Origin of the sequence: Streptomyces sp. NPDC059092 (genome assembly GCF_042756365.1) — a bacterium.
GTDB lineage: Bacteria > Actinomycetota > Actinomycetes > Streptomycetales > Streptomycetaceae > Streptomyces.
Genome location: NZ_JBHZEJ010000015.1, coordinates 59,077 through 80,027 on the forward strand (window position 1 = coordinate 59,077; position 20,951 = coordinate 80,027).

The following is a 20,951-nucleotide window of genomic DNA, read 5'->3' on the forward strand; positions in this document are numbered from 1 at the left end:
CCCCCAGGGAAAATGGCGCGAGCATGACTTGCACACGACAGCCCCGGACAGTAGCAGCCAGGTCCGACAATCGGCTGACAATTCCCTGGAAGAGGCACCCCGGAGGCTTCCGCACCGCTCAGAGGCGGTACGCGGCGCCCGCCGGGCTCGCGCCCCTGGTGTCCAGCAGGAGCTGCGCCTTGACCGCCAGGCCCTGGAGGTCGTACGTACGGTGGTGCTGGAGCAGCACCGTCAGATCGGCGTTCGCGGCGGCCTCGTAGAGGGAGTCCGCGCGCGGTACGGGCTGCTCGCGTACGCGCCAGTCGGGGACGTACGGGTCGTGGTAGCTGACCGAAGCACCCAGATCCATCAGCCGGCAGGCGATCTCCGTGGCGGGTGAGCTCTCCTGGTCGGCGAGGTCCGGCTTGTAGGTGACACCCAGGAGCAGCACCCGGGCCGCGCGCGCCGACTTGCCGTGCTCGTTGAGGAGAGCGGCGCACCGCTGGATGACGTACTGCGGCATCCGGTCGTTGATCTCCTGGGCGAGGCCGACCATCCGCAGCGGATGGCCGGGCGTACGGCCCGCGTGCGGCAGGTAGCTGGGGTCCATCGGCACGCCGTGGCCGCCGACTCCCGGGCCCGGCCGGAACGACTGGAAGCCGAAGGGCTTGGTCTCGGCGCAGCGGATGACGTCCCAGAGGTCCACACCGAGGTCGTGGCAGAGCACGGCCATCTCGTTGACGAGGGCGATGTTGACGTGCCGGAAGTTGGTTTCGAGGAGCTTGACGGTCTCGGCCTCGCGCGGGCCCCGCGCCCGTACGACCTTGTCGGTCAGCCGGCCGTAGAAGGCGGCGGCGGACTCGGTGCAGGCGGGGGTGAGGCCGCCGATCACCTTGGGCGTGTTGGCGAAGCAGTGGGTGCGGTTGCCGGGGTCGAGCCGGCCGGGCGAGTACGCGAGGTGGAAGTCGCGGCCCGCGCGCAGCCCCGAGCCCTCCTCCAGGGTGGTGCGCAGGAAGCCCTCCGTGGTGCCGGGCGCGGCGGGCGACTCCAGCAGCACGGTGGTGTGGGGGCGCAGCTTGGCGGCGAGCGCGCGGGCGGCCTCGCCGAGGGCGGTCAGGTCGGGGGTGCGGTCGGCGCCGAGAGGGGTGGGCGCGCAGATCACGGCGGTACGGACCCGGCCCAGCTCGGTCGGGTTGGTGGTGGGCCGGAAACCGCCGGCGAGCATCCTGCGGATGTCGGAGGGGGCGAGCGGGCCGTCGACGGGCGTGTGGCCGGCGGCCAGTTCCGCGATGGGGCGTGGGTCGGTGTCGAAGCCGATGGTCTGGATCCCGGCGGCTACGGCGGCCTGGGCGAGGGGCAGTCCGAGATGACCGAGTCCGATGACGGCGAGATCTGCGGGCATGGCGGCCGTCCTTCCCTTAGCCGGAGTGGACAGTGAGCGCAAGCCCTGTGGACAGAATGGGCGGGCGCAATGTCAGACTAGGCGTAAATATGACCGTTATGCGGCATTGCGTGGCCGGGGGCGTCGTCCTGTCGCCCGCGCGGCGTGGGCGGGGTCCGGCCGGGGTTATCCACAGCCGGTGGCTGAAGTCGGCGAGTGCGGACAGAATCGAGACGTGAGCCCGACCACCGGGGGGACGACGGGAGGCAAGCGGTGAGGACAGCGACACTGGGACCTGCGGAGCGCGCCCGAGCGCTCGCGGCGATGGCCGAGCGCGAACTGGACGTACTGGTCGTGGGCGCGGGTGTGGTCGGAGCCGGGACCGCTCTCGACGCCGCGACCCGGGGCCTGGCGACCGGCCTGGTGGAGGCGCGGGACTGGGCGTCCGGCACATCGAGCAGATCGAGCAAGCTGATCCACGGAGGTCTGCGCTACCTGGAGATGCTCGACTTCACACTCGTACGGGAAGCCCTCAAGGAGCGGGGGCTGCTGCTGGAGAAGCTGGCACCCCACCTCGTGAAGCCGGTGCCGTTCCTGTATCCGCTGAAGCACAAGGGCTGGGAGCGGCTCTACGCGGGCTCGGGCGTCGCGCTGTACGACGCGATGTCCGTCTCGTCCGGGCACGGGCGGGGCCTGCCGGTCCACCGCCACCTCTCGCGACGGCACGCCCTGCGGGTGGCGCCCTGCCTGAAGAAGGACGCCCTGGTCGGCGCCCTCCAGTACTACGACGCCCAGATGGACGACGCGCGCTACGTGGCCACCCTGGTGCGCACGGCCGCCACCTACGGCGCGCAGGTCGCCAGCCGGGCGCGCGTCGTCGGCTTCCTGCGGGAGGGCGAGCGGGTCGTGGGCGCCCGGGTGCGGGACGTGGAGAGCTCGACGCGGGAAGGGGCTGGGGAGTACGAGATCCGGGCGAAGCAGGTCGTCAACGCGACCGGGGTGTGGACGGACGACACGCAAGGGCTGATCGCGGAGCGCGGACAGTTCCACGTCCGCGCCTCCAAGGGCATCCACCTCGTCGTCCCCAAGGACCGGATCCACTCGACCACGGGGCTGATCCTGCGGACGGAGAAGTCCGTGCTCTTCGTCATCCCGTGGGGCCGCCACTGGATCGTGGGCACCACGGACACCGGCTGGGACCTGGACAAGGCCCACCCCGCGGCCTCCAGCGCGGACATCGACTACCTGCTCGAACATGTCAACTCGGTGCTGCACACGCCGCTGACCCGGGATGACGTCCAGGGGGTGTACGCGGGGCTGCGCCCACTGCTCGCCGGGGAGTCCGACGCGACGAGCAAGCTGTCACGCGAGCACACGGTCGCCCATCCGGTGCCCGGCATGGTCGTCGTCGCCGGCGGCAAGTACACGACGTACCGGGTGATGGCCAAGGACGCGGTGGACGAGGCGGTGCACGGCCTCGACCAGCGGGTGGCCGAGTGCGTCACGGAAGACGTGCCGCTGCTCGGCGCCGAGGGATATCACGCGCTGTGGAACGCGCGGGCCAGGATGGCGGAGCGTACGGGCATCCATGTGGCGCGCGTGGAGCACCTCCTGAACCGCTACGGCACGCTGGTCGAGGAGGTGCTGGAGCTGATCGCCGCCGATCCGGGGCTCGGCGAGCCCCTGGGTGGCGCGGAGGACTATCTGCGCGCCGAGGTGGTGTACGCCGCCTCGCACGAAGGGGCGCGCCATCTCGACGACGTGCTGACGCGGCGGACGCGGATCTCGATCGAGACCTTCGACCGGGGGACACGCAGCGCCCGGGAGTGCGCGGTGCTGATGGCGCCGGTGCTCGGCTGGGACAAGGGCCAGATCGAACGGGAGGTGGAGCACTACGAGAAGCGGGTGGAGGCGGAGCGCGAGTCGCAGCGCCAGCCGGACGACCAGACGGCGGACGCGGCGCGGCTGGGAGCGCCGGACATCGTGCCGATCTGAGCCGGGCTCAGGTGATCGGTCCACCTTCTGTCCCGCCTTCGTCCAACTGACGCGTGCTCATCCGGGCGGTGTCTGTCCGGGGTGTGCTTGTTCGGGGTGCCCCTGTCCGGGAGGTGCCTGTCCAGGAGGTGCCTGTCCGGGAGGCCCCTTTCCGCGAGGCTCCTGGCAAGTGCCGCGGCCGGGCACTCCGTGCCATTCCGGTGCGGCCGTCCGCGGGAGTTGAACCATCGGCGGCCGTGTGCCGTACTGATCACAGGCGTGCGTGGGCAGCGTGCGCCGGTGATGGCCGAAGGGCGGGTTCGAGGGCGTCCGGAAGCGTCAACCCGCCCTCGGTGGACGCGGGTGGGTCCTCGTGGGGGATACTCCCGTAACCCCCACTCCGGCATCACGCGTCACAGCAGGCTCATCCGTCACCAGGTATTCCGTTCCGTTGTCGAACGGGCGCCTGACCGGCGGGGTGCTGGGCGGGGCCCGGGGTAGTGGCAGGGTGGGGGCGCCTCCGTCGGGCACCGCCGTGGCGGACGCCGGACCCGGGAGCAGTGGCCGTCCCGGAATGAGGGACAATGAAGGCTCTGCCAGGGCGCGTTACGGCACCGCACGGTGAGGGCGGTCGCGGGCCAGGATCAGGGATCGCAGAGGGGACGCATGTCGGAGTCGGAGCAGTCGCGGGACACGGCGAAGGAACCTCGGCAGGACGCGGGGAAGACCGCCGAGGGCAGCCCTGAAGGGCGTCTGCTCGCAGGCAGGTACCGGCTCGGCGGGGTGCTCGGGCGCGGTGGCATGGGCACCGTGTGGCGTGCCCTCGACGAGACGCTGGGCCGTACGGTCGCGGTGAAGGAACTCCGCTTCCCTTCCAGCATCGACGAGGACGAGAAGCGCCGGCTCATCACGCGCACGCTGCGCGAGGCCAAGGCGATCGCCCGGATCCGCAACAGCGGGGCGGTGACGGTCTTCGACGTCGTGGACGAGGACGACCGGCCGTGGATCGTCATGGAGCTGGTCGAGGGCAAGTCCCTGGCCGAAGCCGTTCGCGAGGACGGGCTTCTGACGCCGCGACGGGCCGCCGAGGTCGGGCTCGCCATTCTCGACGTGCTGCGCTCGGCGCACCGCGAGGGCATCCTGCACCGCGACGTGAAGCCGTCCAACGTGCTGATCGCCGAGGACGGCCGCGTCGTGCTCACCGACTTCGGTATCGCCCAGGTCGAGGGCGACCCGTCGGTCACCTCGACCGGCATGCTCGTCGGCGCCCCGTCCTACATCTCGCCGGAGCGCGCCCGCGGCCACAAACCGGGGCCCGCGGCCGACCTCTGGTCGCTCGGCGGTCTGCTGTACGCGTCGGTGGAGGGCTGCCCTCCTTACGACAGGGGCTCGGCGATCGCCACGCTGACCGCCGTGATGACCGAGCCGCTCGACCCGCCGAAGAACGCGGGCGCGCTCGCCGAGGTCATCTACGGGCTGCTCGCCAAGGACCCCGAGCAGCGGCTCGACGACGCGGGCGCGCGGGCCCTCCTGGAGGACATCGTCCAGGCGCCGGAGGCGGAGCCCGAGCCGCCGCTCGACGCCACCCGGGTCGTCCCGATGCCTCCGTTGCCCGAGGAGCCGGCCGAGCGTACGGGCCGTAAGTCCGCCGCCGAGTCGGGGAGCGACCGGGTGCGCGGAGCGCTGCGCTCCGCGCGCAGGACGGCGGTACCGGTTGCGGCATCGGCCTCCGTCGGCTCGGCGTCGGCCGCCGCCGCGACGGCCGGGCCCCGGCCCGAGCCCGCGGCGGCTCCGTACCGGCCGGCGACGCCGCGCGCTTCGCTCACCGACGTGGTGCCCCGGCGCACGCTGGTGATCATCGCGGTCGTCGCCGCCGTGGCCCTGATCTCCACGATCCTGGCCGTCGCCCTGACCGGTGGCGACGAGAAGGACGCCGGCGCGGGCAAGGCCACCGACGGTACCCACGCGCCGATCGTGCCCAAGTCCGACAGTGCGCGGGGCAGCGCGGACCCGGGCAAGAGCGCGGCCGAGGACGGCAAGGGCGCCGCCGGCACCGGCGGTTCGAACGCGGAGGACGACGACTCCGGCTCCGACGCGGGCTCGTCGGGCGACTCCGACGACGACGCCGAGGACAGCGGCGACCACGCCGACAGCGAGGACGAGGCGGGACTGCCCGACGGGTACGCCACCGTCAGCGACGACCGGTTCCACTTCTCGATGGCGATGCCCGACGGCCTCAAGCGCACCGACATAGCCGGTGTGAACTCCGGCGGTATCTACAACCGGGCCAGCGGCACCTTCCCGCGCGTCCAGATCGACTTCAACGCCAAGCCCACGGACGACGCCGCGGCGGCGTGGCGAAGCCTGGAGCCGGTGGTCGCCAGGAGCAGCAGCAATTACAAACTCCTCGGTATCAAGGAGATCGACTTCAACGGCTACCCGACGGCCGCGGACTGGGAGTTCGAGCGTCAGCAGGGCGGCCAGCAGATACGGGTGCTCAACCGGGGCTTCAAGATCGACGCCACGCACGGTTACTCGATCATGGTGAGCTGCAAGGCGAGCGAGTGGGACGGCGCCGAGTGCACGACTCTCCGGGACACGGCGCACGCGACGTTCGCGCCCAAGGACTGAGCGGGAAGACCGGACTGGTGAGTTCCGGCTGCGGGCGGGAAGGATGCGGCATACCGGATGCGAACGTTCCGCAGCGGGTTGCCGCGACCCGGCGGCATGTTCCCCCGCCGCCACGTATCGTGAGAACTCGCGAACCGTACGCATCCACAATGAGCCGGTAAACGACCGGAATTGGCGGTTTCGCGGGTCTCCGTGACCTGGAGACGGCCTGTTTGTGGGGAGGCGTCGTGGACGAATACGCGGGTCGAGTGCTCGCAGACCGCTATCGCCTGCCGTTGCCGCCCTCCGACGAGTACGAACTCGTCGAGACGCGCGCGTTCGACACGTACAGCGGACAGGAAGTCCTCGTCAGGCAGGTGCCGCTGCCGGAGGTCGTGGAGGCCGAGGTCGTGGAGGCCGACGGCGGACCGCCGCGGCGCGTCCACGGGCGTACGGCACGCAAGGCCACGGATCCGGCGGTGCGGCGGGCCATCGAGGCCGCGCAGAGCGCCGCCCAGATCCCCGACCATCCCCGCCTCGACCAGGTCTTCGACGTCTTCGCGGAGTCCGGTTCGCTGTGGATAGTGAGTGAACTCGTCGCCGCCAGACCACTGGCCGCGCTGCTCGCCGAGAAGCCGCTGAACCCCTTCAGGGCGGCCGAGATCGCCTCCGACGTGCTCACCGCCGTACGCGTGGTGCACGCGCACGGCTGGACCCACCGGAACATCACCGTCCGCACGGTGCTCGTCTGCGACGACGGGCGGGTCGTGCTGACCGGGCTCGCGGCGGGCGCGGCCGAGGAAGCCCTGTGCGGCTACGCACCGGTGCCGGAACCACCGGATCCGGATCCGGTGCCCGATGCCCCTCAAGGCCAGGACCAAGGGCAAGGTCAAGGGCCGGATCCGGTCGATGACACACAGCGGTCGGGGCCCCAGGGGCAGCCGGGACTGCCCGAGGGGTTCGCCCCGACCGGGGGAGTGCCCGGAGCTCTGCGCCAGGGAGCGGCGTACGACCCGGGCCCGACGGCGGGCGTGCCAGGAACCTCCGGCCACGCCGAGCTGGAGCGCGCCCGCCCGGAGAACCCGTACGGGGACGGCACGTCGTCCGGTACGTCAGGCGCCTTCCCCCGGCCACAGGGCGCCACCCCGGGAGTGCCCGCCCCGTTCGACGGCCGGCCCGCGCTGCCGAGCGGGAACGCCTCGGGAGACATCCGGGCCGCGCGCGCCGGCGCCATCGCCGCGTACCGCGCGGGCGCCCGCGCCGCCGCACAGGCCGGCGAGGACCCGAGCTCCGGCAGGACCGCGGTACCCCCGCTCCCCGAGCCGGGCGCCGGTACCGGTACCGGTACCAGCGACGTGGGCAGGAGCACCGGGCCGGGGACGGCGGGCAGCGGTACGGGGAACGGGCCGCGTGAGACGCCGCGTGACTCCCGCCCCGACCCGGACTGGTGGGCCCAGCCGCGCGGCTTCTCGGACGCCGACCCGGACGGTGACGCCGACGCGGACGAGGACGACGAGCCGCCCACCCCCTACCGCCCCCAGCTCGCCGGGACCTGGCGCGACGGCCCGGCGCCCTGGAACGACGCCTCGGGGTCCGTGCCCGCCGGGGGCGGCGGTCTCCCCGGCAGCGGCTCAGGGGCGTACGGCCGGCCGTACGGCCCGGACTCCGCCGGTTCCTTCGGAGGCGGCACCACCTCCGGCATCCCCGTGCACCGCGACGCGGACCAACGGCCGGGCACCGACCTGGTCATGGCCCGGGGCGGCGGTGATGCCCCGTACGGAGGCCCCGGTTCCGGAGCCGGTGGCAGGGACGACGGCAGGGTCGGCCGGCAGAGCGTCGGCGCCCATGACGCCTCGCACACCGGCGCGCGGGGGCAGTCGCTCCAGCTCCCCGCCGTCGCGGGCGGCAACGGCGGCCGTTGGGACGAGGTCATGGCGGGCAGCGCCTCGCCCGCCTACCGCGGCCCGGCCACCCCCCTCGCCGCCGAGCGCGCCCGGCAGGCCCGGATCGCCGTCGTCGGCGCGGTCACGGAGCGCTGGTCACCCGAGCAGGCAGGCCCCGTACACGACAACTGGCAGCTCGCGCCGCCCATCGGCCCCGCCACCGACCTGTGGGCGCTGGGCGCGCTGCTCTACCGCGCGGTGCAGGGGCATGCCCCGTACCCGGAGGAGAGCGCCATAGAGCTGGTGCAGCTCGTCTGCGCCGAGCCGCCCGCGTTCGCCGAGGAGTGCGGCCCGCTGCGGCCGGTCGTCGAGTCGCTGCTGCGTCAGGACCCGACCGAACGGCCGGACTTCGAGGAGCTGCGCGGCTGGCTGCGTTCGCTCGTGCGGTCGGCGCCCGAGCCCGAGGCCGGTCTGGACGTCGTACCGCTGCTGTCCGAGGACGCCACGCGGCTGCCGATAAAGCGGCGCCGGGGCGAGCTGGTCCGCAGGCGACGGCGCCGGGACCTGGGCCACGGACGGCACCGTCAGAAGAAGGGCAACGAGCGCAAGGAGAAGGCGGGGAGGGCCGGGAAGGCCGGGAGCTCCGCCAGGACCGGTGTGGAGGAGCCGCGCCGGTACGAGGAGTACGAAGCGCCCCTGCGGCCCGAGACCGAGGCGATGTTCCATCGCCAGGACCGCCTCGACGACCGCCTGGACAGTGGGGTGGACGACCGGTTGGACGACCGCCCGGCCCGGTCGGGCGGCAGGGCGGGCGGCGCGTCGGGCGGCCGGTGGGACGATCGCGAGGACCGCGACGACAAGGGGCGCGGCCCCCGTTCCCTGGGCCGCAACCTGCTGTTGCTGATCCTGCTTCTCCTCCTGCTGGCCATCGGGTACGCCGTGATGTTCCTGCCGAAGTCCGGCACCACCGAGCAGAAGGGGCAGCGCGTCGGCGAGGCGTCCCCGACCGTGTCGTCGGCGCCCCGGTCCCCGACGGGCGATCCCGCCTCCAACAGCCCGGACGAGAAGCCCAACACGTCCGCACCCCAGACCTCCGGGCCCGCGGCCGATCTCGCCGACGGGTACGCGCTGCGGGAGGACACGGAGGGGTTCCGCACGGCGGTCGACAAGGACTGGCAGCGGCGCCCCATCAACGACAGCGGGCAAGTCCGTTACGTCGGAGGTGACTTCACACTGATCGTGGTACCCGGCCGGGACAGCGTGGCGGACAACGGCGACGATCCGCTGGCCTATCAGCGCGACAAGGAGCGGGAGCTCCAGCCGTTCCGCGACTCCTCCTGGTCCAGTGCCACCGGACTGCGCCGGATCGACGTGGGACGCCAGGCCATGGCGGAGGGTCAGTACACCTGGCAGGACAGCAGCGGACGCCAGGTCTACGTACGGAACCTCGCGATGATCATCGAAGGCAGGTACCACATCGTGCAGGCCATCGGGCCGGACGACCAGCGGGACAAGGTGTCCGAGATCTATCAACAGGCCACCGGGGCCTACCGCGTCACCGGCTGAGACGACCCGAGGTTTCCCGTCACCGTGTTCCCTCCGTACCCTGTGATCCCAAGGAACGGGGCTGGGACGTGGAGCATTCGCAGAGTACGGGCGCGAGCACAGGCGCCGGCGCGGCTACGGGAACGGCCGGGACCGGGACGGCCGCGTCCGGGACGCCCGGTCAGGGCGTCGGTACCGGACCGGTGCTCGCCGGGCGGTACCGCCTGGGCGAGGCCATCGGCCGCGGCGGCATGGGCAAGGTATGGCGCGCGCACGACGAAGTCCTCCACCGCACGGTCGCCATCAAGGAGCTGACCGCGGGACGTTACGCCTCCGAGGCGGACCGGGCCGTACTGCACCAGCGCACGCAGAAGGAGGCGCGCGCCGCCGCCCGGATCAGCCACCCCGCCGTCGTCACCGTCCACGACGTCCTCGACCACGACGACCGGCCGTGGATCGTCATGCAGTACGTCGACGGCCCCTCCCTCGCCGACGCCGTGAAGGAGTCCGGCCGGCTCGGCCCCCGCGAGGTGGCCAGGACCGGCCTCGCGGTCCTCGACGCGCTGCGCGCCGCGCACGCGGCCGGCGTGCTGCACCGCGATGTGAAGCCGGGCAACGTCCTCCTCGCCCGGGACGGCGGCGTCCTCCTCACCGACTTCGGCATAGCGGCCATCGAAGGCGACTCGACGATCACCAGAACGGGCGAACTGGTCGGCTCCATCGACTATCTGGCTCCCGAGCGGGTACGCGGCAAGGACCCCGGCCCCGCCTCCGACCTCTGGTCACTGGGTGTCACGCTCTACACGGCCGTGCAGGGGACCTCACCGTTCCGCCGCGGCACACCGCTGTCCACGATGCAGGCCGTCGTCACGGACGAGCCGGCCCACCCCGACCAGGCGGGCCCTCTCGGCCCCGTCATCGCCGCGCTGCTCCGCAAGGACCCGGCGGAACGGCCGGACGTGGACGCGTGCGCGCGGCTGCTCCGCGAGGTTGCGGAGGGCCGGAGTCCGGGTGTCGCCGACGCGCCGGACGCACCGGACGCGCGGAGCGAGGCGACGACGTACGTCGGGACCCGCGCCGTGGACAGCGGTGCGCACGGCGGGCGGGAGGCGCACGCCGGGCGGGAGGCGCCCGGCGTGCCCGGCGCCCACGGCACGCGCTCCGGCGGCTCCGGCGGCCTCGGTACGGGGCACGTGACCCGGGCCGCGCCGCTGCCCGCCGCCGCGCCCGTACCCGCGCCCGTACCGGAGTGGACGTCCGCAGCGCCGCCGCTACCGGCCGGCGGCGGTCAGGGCCGTCGCGGCCGTTGGCGTACGGCGGTGGTGGCCGTCGTGGCGGCGGCCGTCCTCGGCGGTGGCGCCGGCTTCCTCGCCCTGAGGTTCTCGGACAATTCCCCGGACACCGCGAACGGCAAACCGGGCGACTCGGCGGGAACGAACACCTCGGCCGGGCCGTCCGACGGCGGTGACGAACCCGTCGACGGTTCCGTCACCAGCGGTTCCACCGGCGGTTCGGCCGGCGAGGGGTGGAAGCGCGTCAAGGCGCCGGAGGGCTTCAGCGTCAACCTGCCCGACGACTGGTCACGGGTGACGGACAGTGAGCAGATCGACTACAGCCCGGACGGCGGGCTGCACCTGCTGCGGATCAGCGTCTCCACGCCGGACTTCGAAACCCCGGCCCAGCATATGGAGAGCATGCAGGAGGGCCTGCGGCAGCGGCTGGAGTACAACGTGATCAGGCTGGAGGCCAACCGGTACCGGGACAAGGAGAAGGCCGCGATATGGGAGTTCACCTGGACGGAGAAGGGCGCCCATCCGGGGAAGCGGCACGCCATCGACCAGATCTACTACTCGGACGACAGCGGCACGGAGTACGCCATCTACATGTCGGGTCCTGAGGAGGACTGGGCGGAGACGCGCAAGCAGTTCGACGCCGTACTGCGGAGCTGGCAGGAGCCGCCCGCCGGATCCACCGATTCCACCGGGTCCACCGATTCCGCCGAATCCGGGGGCTGAGCCCGGCCCGTACGGCCTGCTCGACGCAGCGCTCGACTCCTTCGTACCTCCCCGGAGACCCGTACCGGATCCCGTGCGCCGATTGGCTGTTACTGCCGGGTATTCAAAGTCTCGCCCACGGAATACGCTCGGTTTCATGACGGACTCGCAGGTCTCCACCCCCACCTCCGCCCCCGCCGGCCCCCGCACCAACCCCGTGGCCCCCACCCCGGCCGGCGTGCGCACGGCGGCCGACGTGGTCACCCCCGAGGTGGTCGCCCAGCTCACGCGCGGCGTCGTCGGCTCCGGCCGTACCGCCAACCACACCCCGTTCACCGGGGAGAAGCTGGCAGACCTGCCCGAGTCCACCCCCGAGGACGTGGCAGCCGCCTACGAGCGGGCCCGCGCCGCCCAGCCGGTCTGGGCCGCCCTCCCCGTACGGCAGCGGGCGGCCGTGCTGCTCCGCTTCCACGATCTCGTCCTGGAGCGCCAGGCCGAGGTGCTCGACCTGATCCAACTGGAGACCGGCAAGGCCAGGCTGCACGCACACGAGGAGGTCCAGGCGGTCGCCGTGGCCGCCCGCCACTACGGGCGCAAGGCCGCTTCGTACCTGCACACGAGGCGTCACACCGGCGCCGTACCGGTGCTGACCAAGGTCAGCGAGGCGCGCCGGCCGCGCGGGGTCGTCGGCCAGATCGCGCCGTGGAACTATCCGCTGGAGCTGTCCGTCGGTGACGCGCTGCCCGCGTTCGTCGCCGGGAACGCCGTCGTCATGAAGCCCGACACGGAGACCGCGCTCACCGCGCTGTGGGCCCGTGACCTGCTGGTCGAGGCGGGGCTGCCCGCCGAGGTCTTCCAGGTCGTCCTCGGGGAGGGGCCCGTCGTCGGCCCCGAGGTGGTCCGGCACGCGGACTACGTCTCGTTCACCGGCTCGACCAGGACCGGCCGCGAGGTGGCCAGGGGCGCGGCGGACCGGCTCGTCGGCGTCTCCCTCGAACTGGGCGGCAAGAACGCCATGCTGGTGCTGGCCGACGCGGACGTCGAGAAGGCCGCGGCGGGCGCGGTGCGCGCCTGCTTCTCGTCGGCGGGCCAGCTCTGCATCTCCATCGAGCGGCTGTACGTGCACGAGTCGGTGGCCGACGCGTTCGTGGAACGGTTCGCCGCCCGTACGAGGGCGATGCGGCTCGGCAGTGCGCTCGCGTACGGCGCCGACATGGGGTCCCTCGTGGGGGAGCGGCAGTTGGCGGCCACCGTCCGCCATGTCGAGGAGGCCGTCGCCAAGGGCGCCACGGTCGTCGCGGGCGGCGTCGCGCGCCCCGACCTCGGGCCGTTCTTCCACGAGCCGACCATCCTCGAAGGCGTCGAGGCGCCGATGGCGGTGTGCGCGGAGGAGACCTTCGGCCCGGTCGTCTCCCTCTACCGCTTCAGCGACGAGGACGACGTCGTCGACCGCGCCAACGACACGCCGTACGGCCTCAACGCGAGCGTCTGGACACGGGACTCCCGGCGCGGTCACGCGATCGCGGCGCGGCTGCTCACGGGCACCGTCAACATCAACGAGGGGTACGCGTCGGCGTACGGCAGTGCCCAGTCACCGATGGGCGGAATGAAGGAATCCGGCCTCGGCCGGCGGCATGGCTCCGAGGGCATCCTCAAGTACACCGAGGCCCAGACGGTGGCCGAGCAGCGGATCATGCCGATGGCGCCGTTCCTCGGGATGGCCGACGAGAAGTACGCGGCCTTCATGAGCGGGAGTCTGCGGGTCATGAAGGCGTTGCGGCTGCGGTAGTCCATGGCCGCGCGAGTTCTCAACGAGGAGAGCCGATGTCACAGACGGACGACCACGAAGACGAGTACGGCGCGGACAGGGACTCCCCGTACGCCGTCGACGAGGGCTCCGGGTACGGCGCCGACGAGGATTCCGGGTACGACTACGACGTGATCGTGGTCGGCTCCGGTTTCGGCGGTTCGGTCTCCGCGCTGCGGCTGACCGAGAAGGGATACCGGGTCGGGATCCTGGAGGCGGGCCGGCGTTTCACCCGTGAGACGCTCCCCAAGAACTCCTGGGACGTCAGGAACTATCTCTGGGCCCCGGCCCTCGGTCTTTACGGCATCCAGCGCGTCCATCTGCTCGGCAACGTGATGGTGCTGGCGGGCGCCGGGGTCGGCGGCGGCTCGCTCAACTACGCCAACACGCTCTACGTGCCGCCGGCCGCCTTCTTCGAGGACCCGCAGTGGGCGGCCATCACCGACTGGGAACAGGAGCTGAAGCCGTACTACGACCAGGCGCGGCGCATGCTCGGCGTCCGGCTCAATCCGACGACGACCCCCTCGGACGTCCACCTCAAGGCGGCCGCCGAGGCGATGGGCGTGGGCGACAGCTTCCACCTCGCCCCCGTCGGGGTCTTCTTCGGGGACGGCCGGGACGCCGGGGGCGATGCCGGCACGGCCGCCGCGCGGCCCGGGGCGACGGTCGATGACCCGTACTTCGGCGGTACGGGACCGGCGCGGCGTGCCTGCACCGAGTGCGGCGAGTGCATGACGGGCTGCCGGCACGGCGCGAAGAACACCCTCACCGAGAACTACCTGTACCTGGCGGAGCGGGCCGGAGCGACCATTCACCCCATGACCTCGGTGACCGCTGTCACGGAGGACGGGAAGGGCGGCCTCCGCGTCACCACCGTGCCGACGGACCAACGGCGCAAGGGTCGTACAAAAGGTGGTACTGGTGGCCCCGGGAAAGTGCTCCGCGCCCGTCACGTCGTGATCGCCGCCGGCACCTACGGCACCCAGACCCTGCTGCACACGATGCGCGACCGGGGACTGCTGCCGCGTCTCTCACCGCGGCTGGGCGAGCTCACCCGTACCAACTCCGAGGCGCTGGTGGGCGCGCGGACCCTGGACCGGCGCTACCGCGCACGCCACGGCGCACCCAAGGCGGACTTCACCCGGGGCGTCGCCATCACGTCCTCCATCCACCCGAACGCCACCACCCACGTCGAGCCCGTGCGCTACGGGAAGGGCTCCAACGCGATGGGCGCGCTCTGTGTGCTCCAGGTGCCGTACGGCGACCACCGCGTACGGGGCTGGCTCGGGAACGCCGTGCGCCACCCGGTGCTGCTGCTCCGCTCGCTCTGGTACCGCAAATGGTCGGAACGGACGATCATCGGACTGGTCATGCAGTCGCTGGACAACTCCCTCACCACGTACCGCAAGGCCGACGGGGTGGGCAAGGGCCTGCTCACCGCCCGCCAGGGCCACGGCGCCCCCAACCCGAAGCAGATACCCGAGGCGACGCGCGCCGCGACCCTCTTGGCCGAGGAGATCAACGGCTTCCCGGGCAGCAACGTGGGCGAGCTCATGGGCACGCCGCTGACCGCGCACTTCCTGGGCGGATGCGTCATCGGCGCCTCGGCGCGGGAGGGCGTGATCGACCCGTACCACCGGCTCTACGGGCACCCCGGGATCTCGGTGGTCGACGGCTCGGCGGTCTCGGCCAACCTGGGCGTGAACCCGTCCCTGACGATCACGGCGCAGGCGGAGCGCGCGATGTCCTTCTGGCCCAACAAGGGCGAGCGGGACCCGCGCCCGGACCAGGCCACGGAGCCGGGTGCGGGCATCGAGGGGGGCGAGGGGACGGGGTACGTGCGGCTGGCGCCCGTGGAGCCACGGTCGCCGGTGGTCCCGGAAGGGGCGTTCGGCGAGCTGAAGCTGCCGTTCCTGGGAATGCCGTCGGTCCGGCGCGGAACGGCGACCTGACACCGGTCCGCGGCGGGGTGTCGGTCTGGGGCGGGGCGTCGGTGCGTGGCGGACGTCGGTCTGCCGCAGACGTCGGTCCTGAGCCGATGCCGGTCCCGAGCCGACGTCGGTCCTGAGCCGATGCCGGCTCGCGGGACACCGGTCGGCGGCGGACGCGGAGAGGCGCTGCACCCCCCTCCGAGTGCAGCGCCTCTCCAGCTTCAGCGGTTCGTCCTACCCGCGGGTGTTACGCGGCGGCGTCGCCACTGCGACGGCGCTTCATCGCGAACATCACACCGGCACCGGCGACGATGGCGATCCCGCCCGCCATGCCGATGACGGGAACCATCGAGGAGGAACCGGTCTCCGCGAGGTGGCCCACCGGCTTGATCTCGGTGTTGCCGGCCGGCTTCGCCGGGATCGGCTTCTTGCCACCGGTCTGCGGCTTGGCCTCGCCGGGGTCGCCCGCGTCCGAACCGGCGGCGACGATGTCGAACTGGTAGAACGCGTCGTCGTCCGCGAAGACGCAGTTGCCCTCGTCGTCGGCGTAGAGGCCGATGCTGATGGCGTAGCCAAGACCGGCCGGGGCGGACTTGTCCACGCTCAGCCGCAGGTCGATGGAGAACGTCTCCTTCGACCGGACATCGGTGTAACCGAGGTAGCCGGCGCCCTCGTCGTTCCCGTCCAGAGAGATGTCCGTCCACGTGCCCGACGCCGGGTCCTTGTACTGGAGCGTCAGGTGGCTGGAGTCGTCCTCCCAGGTCTTCTCGTTGATCTGGCCCGCGAAGACACCGAGGTCGACGCGCTTGTAGGTGTTCTTGCCCTTGTTCGAGACGTTGAGCTTGAACCCGTGGAAGCCGCTGCCCGCGACGATCCGCTGCGGCAGCCCGGCCAGGCTGGTCTGCAGGTTCTCGTCGAAGGCGACCTCGCCGTCCTCGGCGCACTCGACCGGGCCGCCGGGGGCCTCGGTGGTCGGGGCGGCGGTGGGCTCGGCCGACGTGCTCGCGCTCGCGCTCGGCGAGGTGCTGGTCGAGGGCGTCCCGGACTCGGGGGCGCTCGCCGTGGGCACACCGGGCTTCGTGGCCACCGACTCCGTCGGCTCCGGGGCCTCGCTGGTGGGCGTCGACGGGTCGGCGGGCGGCGTCACGACCTCGGTGGTCTCGCTGGCGTCGGGCGAGGGCGCCTCGGACGAGGTCTGCGGGGTGACGGTGTCGCCTTCGGTCGCGAACGCGGCAGGAGCCGCGAGGAACGCGGCGGGTGCGATGACGGCGGTCGCGGCGGCGACGGCCATGGCGCGGCGGAGCTTCATGAAAGACCTCAGCGAAGTTCGGCGCACCGGTGGGACGCGGTGCGGAGTCGTGGAGCCCTCTCGCATGATGTGGGGTCACGGGTGAGGCCGTTGGTTTCGCATGCAAGACCTGTGACCCGGCGCAATGGTTGCAGCGATCTTCACAGAATCTTTATGTGTCCTGCGTCACGCCTGGCACGCCCGTCGCACCCGTCACGTCCTGCGCGGCTTCTTCCGCGCGGTTTGGTCTGTACGGCTCGCCTCGTGCGGCTCTCGTGCGGCTCGCCTCGTACGGCGGCCGGTTCCGGGCGTCCCCGGAACCGGCCGTTCCTCTGGTGACCGTGCGGCTGTCCCCTGCCGTCCGGTCACGGGCGCCGGGACGAGGTCCCACGACGTACACGTCGCACGCCCCGGCGGAGCCACGCGGTCCTTCTCCCGACTGCGATGAAGTGCGCTGCGTGCCCGTACGGCCCAACGAAGAGCGCCGGGGGCGGTCACGCGCCGTACGGGTGAGAGCGGTGCCCGAACGCAGATACGCCCCGGGCGCCGACCGGAGGGGCGCCGGGTCAGACGCGGCCCCGGCTCAGTTCCAGCAGCGTCATCGCCAGCGCCGTACCCGGTTTGCCGAGGGCGTCCCGGTAGCGGCCGAGGATCTCCATCTCCCGGGAGAGATTGACGCGGCGGCCCCCTGAGGTGATCCGGGCGTCCTGGATCACGGCCGAGACCGCCAACCGCTCCTGCACGAGGCCGATGATGCGGTCGTCCAGCGCGTTGATGCGTTCGCGCGCGCCGCCGATGAGCGAGGCGGCCTCGGTGGTACGGGCGCCGGTGTTCTCGTGGGGGACGGCCGGGACCGTGGTGGTCCGGTCCGGGGCGGTGACGGTGGGGCTCGGGGCGGCGGTCGTGCCGGACGTCATGGATGTCGTGGATGTCATGGCGGGTCCTTGTCGGTTCGGGGGCTTGAGCCATAAGGCCCCGAACGCGACAGGCGCCCCGGGCCTTGTCGGCCCGGGGCGCCTGGGAAGTCGCTTGTCAGCTCAAGCAGCACGACCATGGCAGCCGGACGGGCCGGTGCCATAGGTAAAGACGAAGGTGAGCTGCTTCCGCATGCGCACAGTATGGACCCGGTGCCCCGGCGGGCGGCAAAGCGGGGCCGGATGGTGAGACGAGGCCGGGGCCACGCGTCCTCGACCCGGTGCCGCTCGTCCCCGATCCGGGGCCGACCGCCCTGGTCCGGGGCTGCCCGCCCCGGATCCGGGGACGATCCGTCCCCGACCCCCCACCACCCCCCGTTAGAATCGGGAACACAGCATCGAGCTTTCGTCACACCTCCGCCGGAAGGCCGCCCCGTGCCAGCAGCACCCCCCGCCGCCCCCGACGTCGTACTCGTCGTCGACTTCGGCGCGCAGTATGCCCAGCTCATCGCCCGCCGCGTCCGCGAGGCCCGGGTCTACAGCGAGATCGTCCCGTCCACGATGCCCGTGGCCGAGATGCTGGCCAAGAACCCCAAGGCGATCATTCTCTCCGGCGGCCCGTCCTCCGTGTACGCCGAGAACGCGCCGAGCGTCGACAGCGCGCTCTTCGAAGCCGGTGTCCCCGTCTTCGGCATGTGCTACGGCTTCCAGCTCATGGCGAAGACGCTCGGCGGGACCGTCGACAACACGGGCGCGCGTGAGTACGGCCGTACCGCCCTGAGCGTCTCCCGTACCGACTCCACCCTCTTCGCGGGTACCCCGGCCGACCAGTCCGTCTGGATGTCGCACGGCGACGCCTGCTCGGCCGCGCCCGAGGGGTTCACCGTCACCGCGTCCACGGATGTCGTGCCGGTCGCCGCGTTCGAGAACGACGAGAAGAAGCTGTACGGGGTCCAGCACCACCCCGAGGTGATGCACTCCACCTACGGGCAGCAGGTCCTGGAGCACTTCCTCTACCGGGGCGCGGGCATCGAGCCGGCCTGGACCACCGCCAACGTGGTGGACGAGCAGGTCGCCCTCATCCGCGAGCAGGTCGGCACCAAGCGCGCCATCTGCGGGCTGTCCGGCGGCGTGGACTCGGCCGTGGCCGCCGCGCTGGTGCAGAAGGCCATCGGGTCGCAGCTCACCTGCGTGTACGTCGACCACGGTCTGATGCGCAAGGGCGAGACCGAGCAGGTCGAGAAGGACTTCGTCGCCGCGACGGGCGTACAGCTCCGGGTGGTCGACGCGGAGGAGCGCTTCCTCACCGCGCTGGCCGGGGTCTCCGACCCCGAGCAGAAGCGGAAGATCATCGGCCGGGAGTTCATCCGGGTCTTCGAGCAGGCCCAGGCGGAGATCGTCGCGGAGGCGGGCGCGGAGGGCGAGGACGTCGCGTTCCTCGTACAGGGCACGCTCTACCCGGACGTCGTGGAATCCGGCGGCGGCACCGGCACCGCCAACATCAAGTCGCACCACAACGTCGGCGGGCTCCCCGACGACATCGAGTTCCAGCTCATCGAGCCGCTGCGCAAGCTGTTCAAGGACGAGGTCCGGATGGTCGGCCAGCAGCTCGGCCTGCCGGACGAGATCGTCCAGCGCCAGCCGTTCCCGGGCCCCGGCCTGGGCATCCGCATCATCGGCGAGGTCACGCGCGACCGACTCGACCTGCTGCGCGACGCGGACGCGATCGCCCGCGAGGAGCTGACGGCGGCGGGCCTGGACCGCGACATCTGGCAGTGCCCGGTGGTGCTCCTCGCCGACGTACGGTCCGTGGGCGTCCAGGGCGACGGCCGGACCTACGGCCACCCGATCGTGCTGCGGCCGGTCTCCTCGGAGGACGCGATGACCGCGGACTGGACGCGGATGCCGTACGACGTACTGGCGAAGATCTCCACCCGCATCACCAACGAGGTCCGTGACGTCAACCGGGTGGTCCTCGATGTGACGAGCAAGCCCCCGGGCACCATCGAATGGGAGTAGTCCCCCCGGGCCCGTGATCAGGGACCCGGCATCCAGGACCGGGACCCCGGTCCGGAACTCCCGCAGGTCAACGCCGACGCCGTCGCTCATTCGTTTGGGCGGCGGCGTTGTCGTTCCACCTGGGTACGCTGCTTGAGGAGCCGTTCCCGATCACGATCGACCTGACCGCGATCAACAGGCGTCGCTCTGTCGAGGACTGAGCCTCACGGGTCAACACCGTAACGATGTTGTCACCCGCACCGGCCCGGCAAACTCCGCGTATCCCTCCCTTCGTGCGGGACAATTTCCCTGCGATGTAAGGAAGTTCACTGGGGCGGAGCTCGGGGCGGGGAAGGCGGCAATCGGCGTGGCGGTGCAAGAGGTGCGGCAGGGTGCGCACGGCGGTGGCTGTGCGTGTGGGGACTGTCCGCACGGGGCTCGGGAAGGGCATCGGCGGGCCGTGGCCGCGTTCCTGGCGAAGCGCGACGAACTGGCCGCCGGACAAGGGCTGCCCGCCGCCGTCGCGCACTCCGTGGGCGCCTCCCGGCAGTGGGTCTCCGACGAACTCACCCAGTCCGCCCGCGCCGTGGCGGACCGCAGCCGCGAGGCGGGAAACGCCTGGCTGCACACCGTTTGGCGGCACACGCTGTTCGCCGTGTGGGGCGGTGTCGTCCTGCTCCTGCTGGCCCAGACGGTGACCGCGATCGGCGCCGGCTGGACCCTCGCGCGGACGGCCGGACTGCTCGCCGCCCTCATCTGTGCCGGACTGCTGACCGCGTCCGCCTGGCTGCACCGCGCCCGCGGCGGGCTGCTCGCGCCGCTGATCGGTGAGGACAACCGGCTCTCCACCTCACGGACCGTGGCCTCCACCTGGGTGCTGCTCGTCGTCTTCGCCGTACTCGTTCTCGCCCTTCAGCTCGCCGGAGCCTCCGGGCCGGACCACCGCGACGAGCTGATCGCCGGTCTCGAACTGGCCAGGGGCGCCGGCCTCGTGAGCGTCCTCGCCGCTGTGTGCGCCATCGCCGTCGTCGTCCGCCGTGTGGTGTCCGTACGGGTCCTGGGCCAGCGGCTCCAGAAGGTGCGCGCCGACCGGCCCCGGCTCGCCGATCTGCTCTGCGACGACGGCGGGCGCGGCAGCTTCACCGATGTCCAGTACACGCTGGTGAACGCCGTCGCCGTCGTCTTCGCCGCCGTACGGCTCGCCCGGCGCCCCGAGCAACTGCCCGATCTGCCCTGGGCGCTGGCTCTGCTCGTCGGAGTCTCCGCCGCCACCTACTTCGCCGGGAAGTACGCGGAGGGCGGGCGCCCCGTCGTGCTGTCCGTCGTACGGGCCAGGGAGGCGGGCGACCTCGACGCCCCCATCCGGACCGGCGACGACATCGAGATCCGCGGCGCCGGATTCGTCCCGCCGGGCGCCGGCACCCCCGACCGGCTGGCCCGGATGGTCGTCCGGATCGGTGCGGTCCATGTCCATGTGCCTCTGGTGCCCGTCCCCGGCGGGTTCGCCAACCCGGCGGACACCTCACTCACCGTGTCCGTACCGGTGGAGGTGGAGCCCGGAGCCGTGGAGGTCCAGGTCGTCACCGCGGCGGGGATCGAAACCAACCGCGTGATCATCGAAGTCATGGACTGAGCGAATTCGGCCGA

Annotated in this window: 11 protein-coding genes; 8 read left to right on the forward strand and 3 right to left on the reverse strand. The window is 72.2% G+C overall.

The window, feature by feature from the left end:
* Positions 1 to 118 precede the first annotated feature (118 nt).
* Positions 119 to 1,381: a nucleotide sugar dehydrogenase gene (locus ACFXPL_RS12120; protein ID WP_384916551.1), complete on the reverse strand. Its 1,263-nt coding sequence runs from the start codon at positions 1,379 to 1,381 to the stop codon at positions 119 to 121.
* A 252-nt stretch (positions 1,382 to 1,633) separates the two neighbouring features.
* Between ACFXPL_RS12120 and ACFXPL_RS12125 the strand changes: the two genes are divergently transcribed.
* From ACFXPL_RS12125 to ACFXPL_RS12150, 6 genes are all read left to right on the forward strand, one after another.
* Positions 1,634 to 3,355, forward strand: a complete 1,722-nt coding sequence (locus tag ACFXPL_RS12125) for a glycerol-3-phosphate dehydrogenase/oxidase (protein WP_384916554.1) — start codon at positions 1,634 to 1,636, stop codon at positions 3,353 to 3,355.
* Positions 3,356 to 4,000: 645 nt separating this feature from the next.
* Positions 4,001 to 5,965, forward strand: coding sequence for a protein kinase (locus ACFXPL_RS12130; RefSeq protein WP_384916557.1), 1,965 nt, complete (start codon positions 4,001 to 4,003; stop codon positions 5,963 to 5,965).
* Between the two features lie 227 nt (positions 5,966 to 6,192).
* Positions 6,193 to 9,393, forward strand: coding sequence for a protein kinase (locus ACFXPL_RS12135; RefSeq protein WP_384916560.1), 3,201 nt, complete (start codon positions 6,193 to 6,195; stop codon positions 9,391 to 9,393).
* A gap of 182 nt (positions 9,394 to 9,575) precedes the next feature.
* Complete coding sequence (locus ACFXPL_RS12140; protein ID WP_384916702.1) at positions 9,576 to 11,387, forward strand: serine/threonine-protein kinase; 1,812 nt, start codon at positions 9,576 to 9,578, stop codon at positions 11,385 to 11,387.
* A gap of 136 nt (positions 11,388 to 11,523) precedes the next feature.
* Positions 11,524 to 13,155 carry a succinic semialdehyde dehydrogenase gene (locus ACFXPL_RS12145; protein WP_384916563.1) on the forward strand — a complete coding sequence of 544 codons (1,632 nt, stop codon included), beginning with the start codon at positions 11,524 to 11,526 and terminating at the stop codon, positions 13,153 to 13,155.
* 35 nt (positions 13,156 to 13,190) lie between these two features.
* Complete coding sequence (locus ACFXPL_RS12150) at positions 13,191 to 15,125, forward strand: GMC oxidoreductase (RefSeq protein ID WP_384916566.1); 1,935 nt, start codon at positions 13,191 to 13,193, stop codon at positions 15,123 to 15,125.
* A 226-nt stretch (positions 15,126 to 15,351) separates the two neighbouring features.
* On the opposite strand, the gene ACFXPL_RS12155 is transcribed toward ACFXPL_RS12150, so the two are convergent.
* Both ACFXPL_RS12155 and ACFXPL_RS12160 read right to left on the reverse strand, forming a co-directional pair.
* On the reverse strand, positions 15,352 to 16,413 hold the full coding sequence (locus ACFXPL_RS12155; protein WP_384916568.1) for an LAETG motif-containing sortase-dependent surface protein: 1,062 nt from the start codon (positions 16,411 to 16,413) through the stop codon (positions 15,352 to 15,354).
* 545 nt (positions 16,414 to 16,958) lie between these two features.
* The gene (locus tag ACFXPL_RS12160; RefSeq protein ID WP_384916571.1) at positions 16,959 to 17,327 is read right to left on the reverse strand and encodes a chorismate mutase; all 369 of its coding nucleotides are present in this window, start codon (positions 17,325 to 17,327) and stop codon (positions 16,959 to 16,961) included.
* Positions 17,328 to 17,741: 414 nt separating this feature from the next.
* Between ACFXPL_RS12160 and guaA the strand changes: the two genes are divergently transcribed.
* Positions 17,742 to 19,325: a glutamine-hydrolyzing GMP synthase gene (gene guaA / locus ACFXPL_RS12165; protein WP_384916574.1), complete on the forward strand. Its 1,584-nt coding sequence runs from the start codon at positions 17,742 to 17,744 to the stop codon at positions 19,323 to 19,325.
* Positions 19,326 to 19,671: 346 nt separating this feature from the next.
* Positions 19,672 to 20,937, forward strand: a complete 1,266-nt coding sequence (locus tag ACFXPL_RS12170; RefSeq protein ID WP_384916577.1) for a hypothetical protein — start codon at positions 19,672 to 19,674, stop codon at positions 20,935 to 20,937.
* The last annotated feature ends 14 nt before the right edge of the window (positions 20,938 to 20,951 follow it).

What these genes read in the sequence shown, in the direction of transcription:
- ACFXPL_RS12120 (WP_384916551.1), bottom strand. Translation starts at nt 1,381, where the DNA reads ATGCCCGCAGATCTCGCCGTCATCGGACTCGGTCATCTCGGACTGCCC.
- ACFXPL_RS12130 (WP_384916557.1), top strand. Translation starts at nt 4,001, where the DNA reads ATGTCGGAGTCGGAGCAGTCGCGGGACACGGCGAAGGAACCTCGGCAG.
- ACFXPL_RS12145 (WP_384916563.1), top strand. Translation starts at nt 11,524, where the DNA reads ATGACGGACTCGCAGGTCTCCACCCCCACCTCCGCCCCCGCCGGCCCC.
- ACFXPL_RS12150 (WP_384916566.1), top strand. Translation starts at nt 13,191, where the DNA reads ATGTCACAGACGGACGACCACGAAGACGAGTACGGCGCGGACAGGGAC.
- ACFXPL_RS12155 (WP_384916568.1), bottom strand. Translation starts at nt 16,413, where the DNA reads ATGAAGCTCCGCCGCGCCATGGCCGTCGCCGCCGCGACCGCCGTCATC.
- ACFXPL_RS12160 (WP_384916571.1), bottom strand. Translation starts at nt 17,327, where the DNA reads ATGACATCCACGACATCCATGACGTCCGGCACGACCGCCGCCCCGAGC.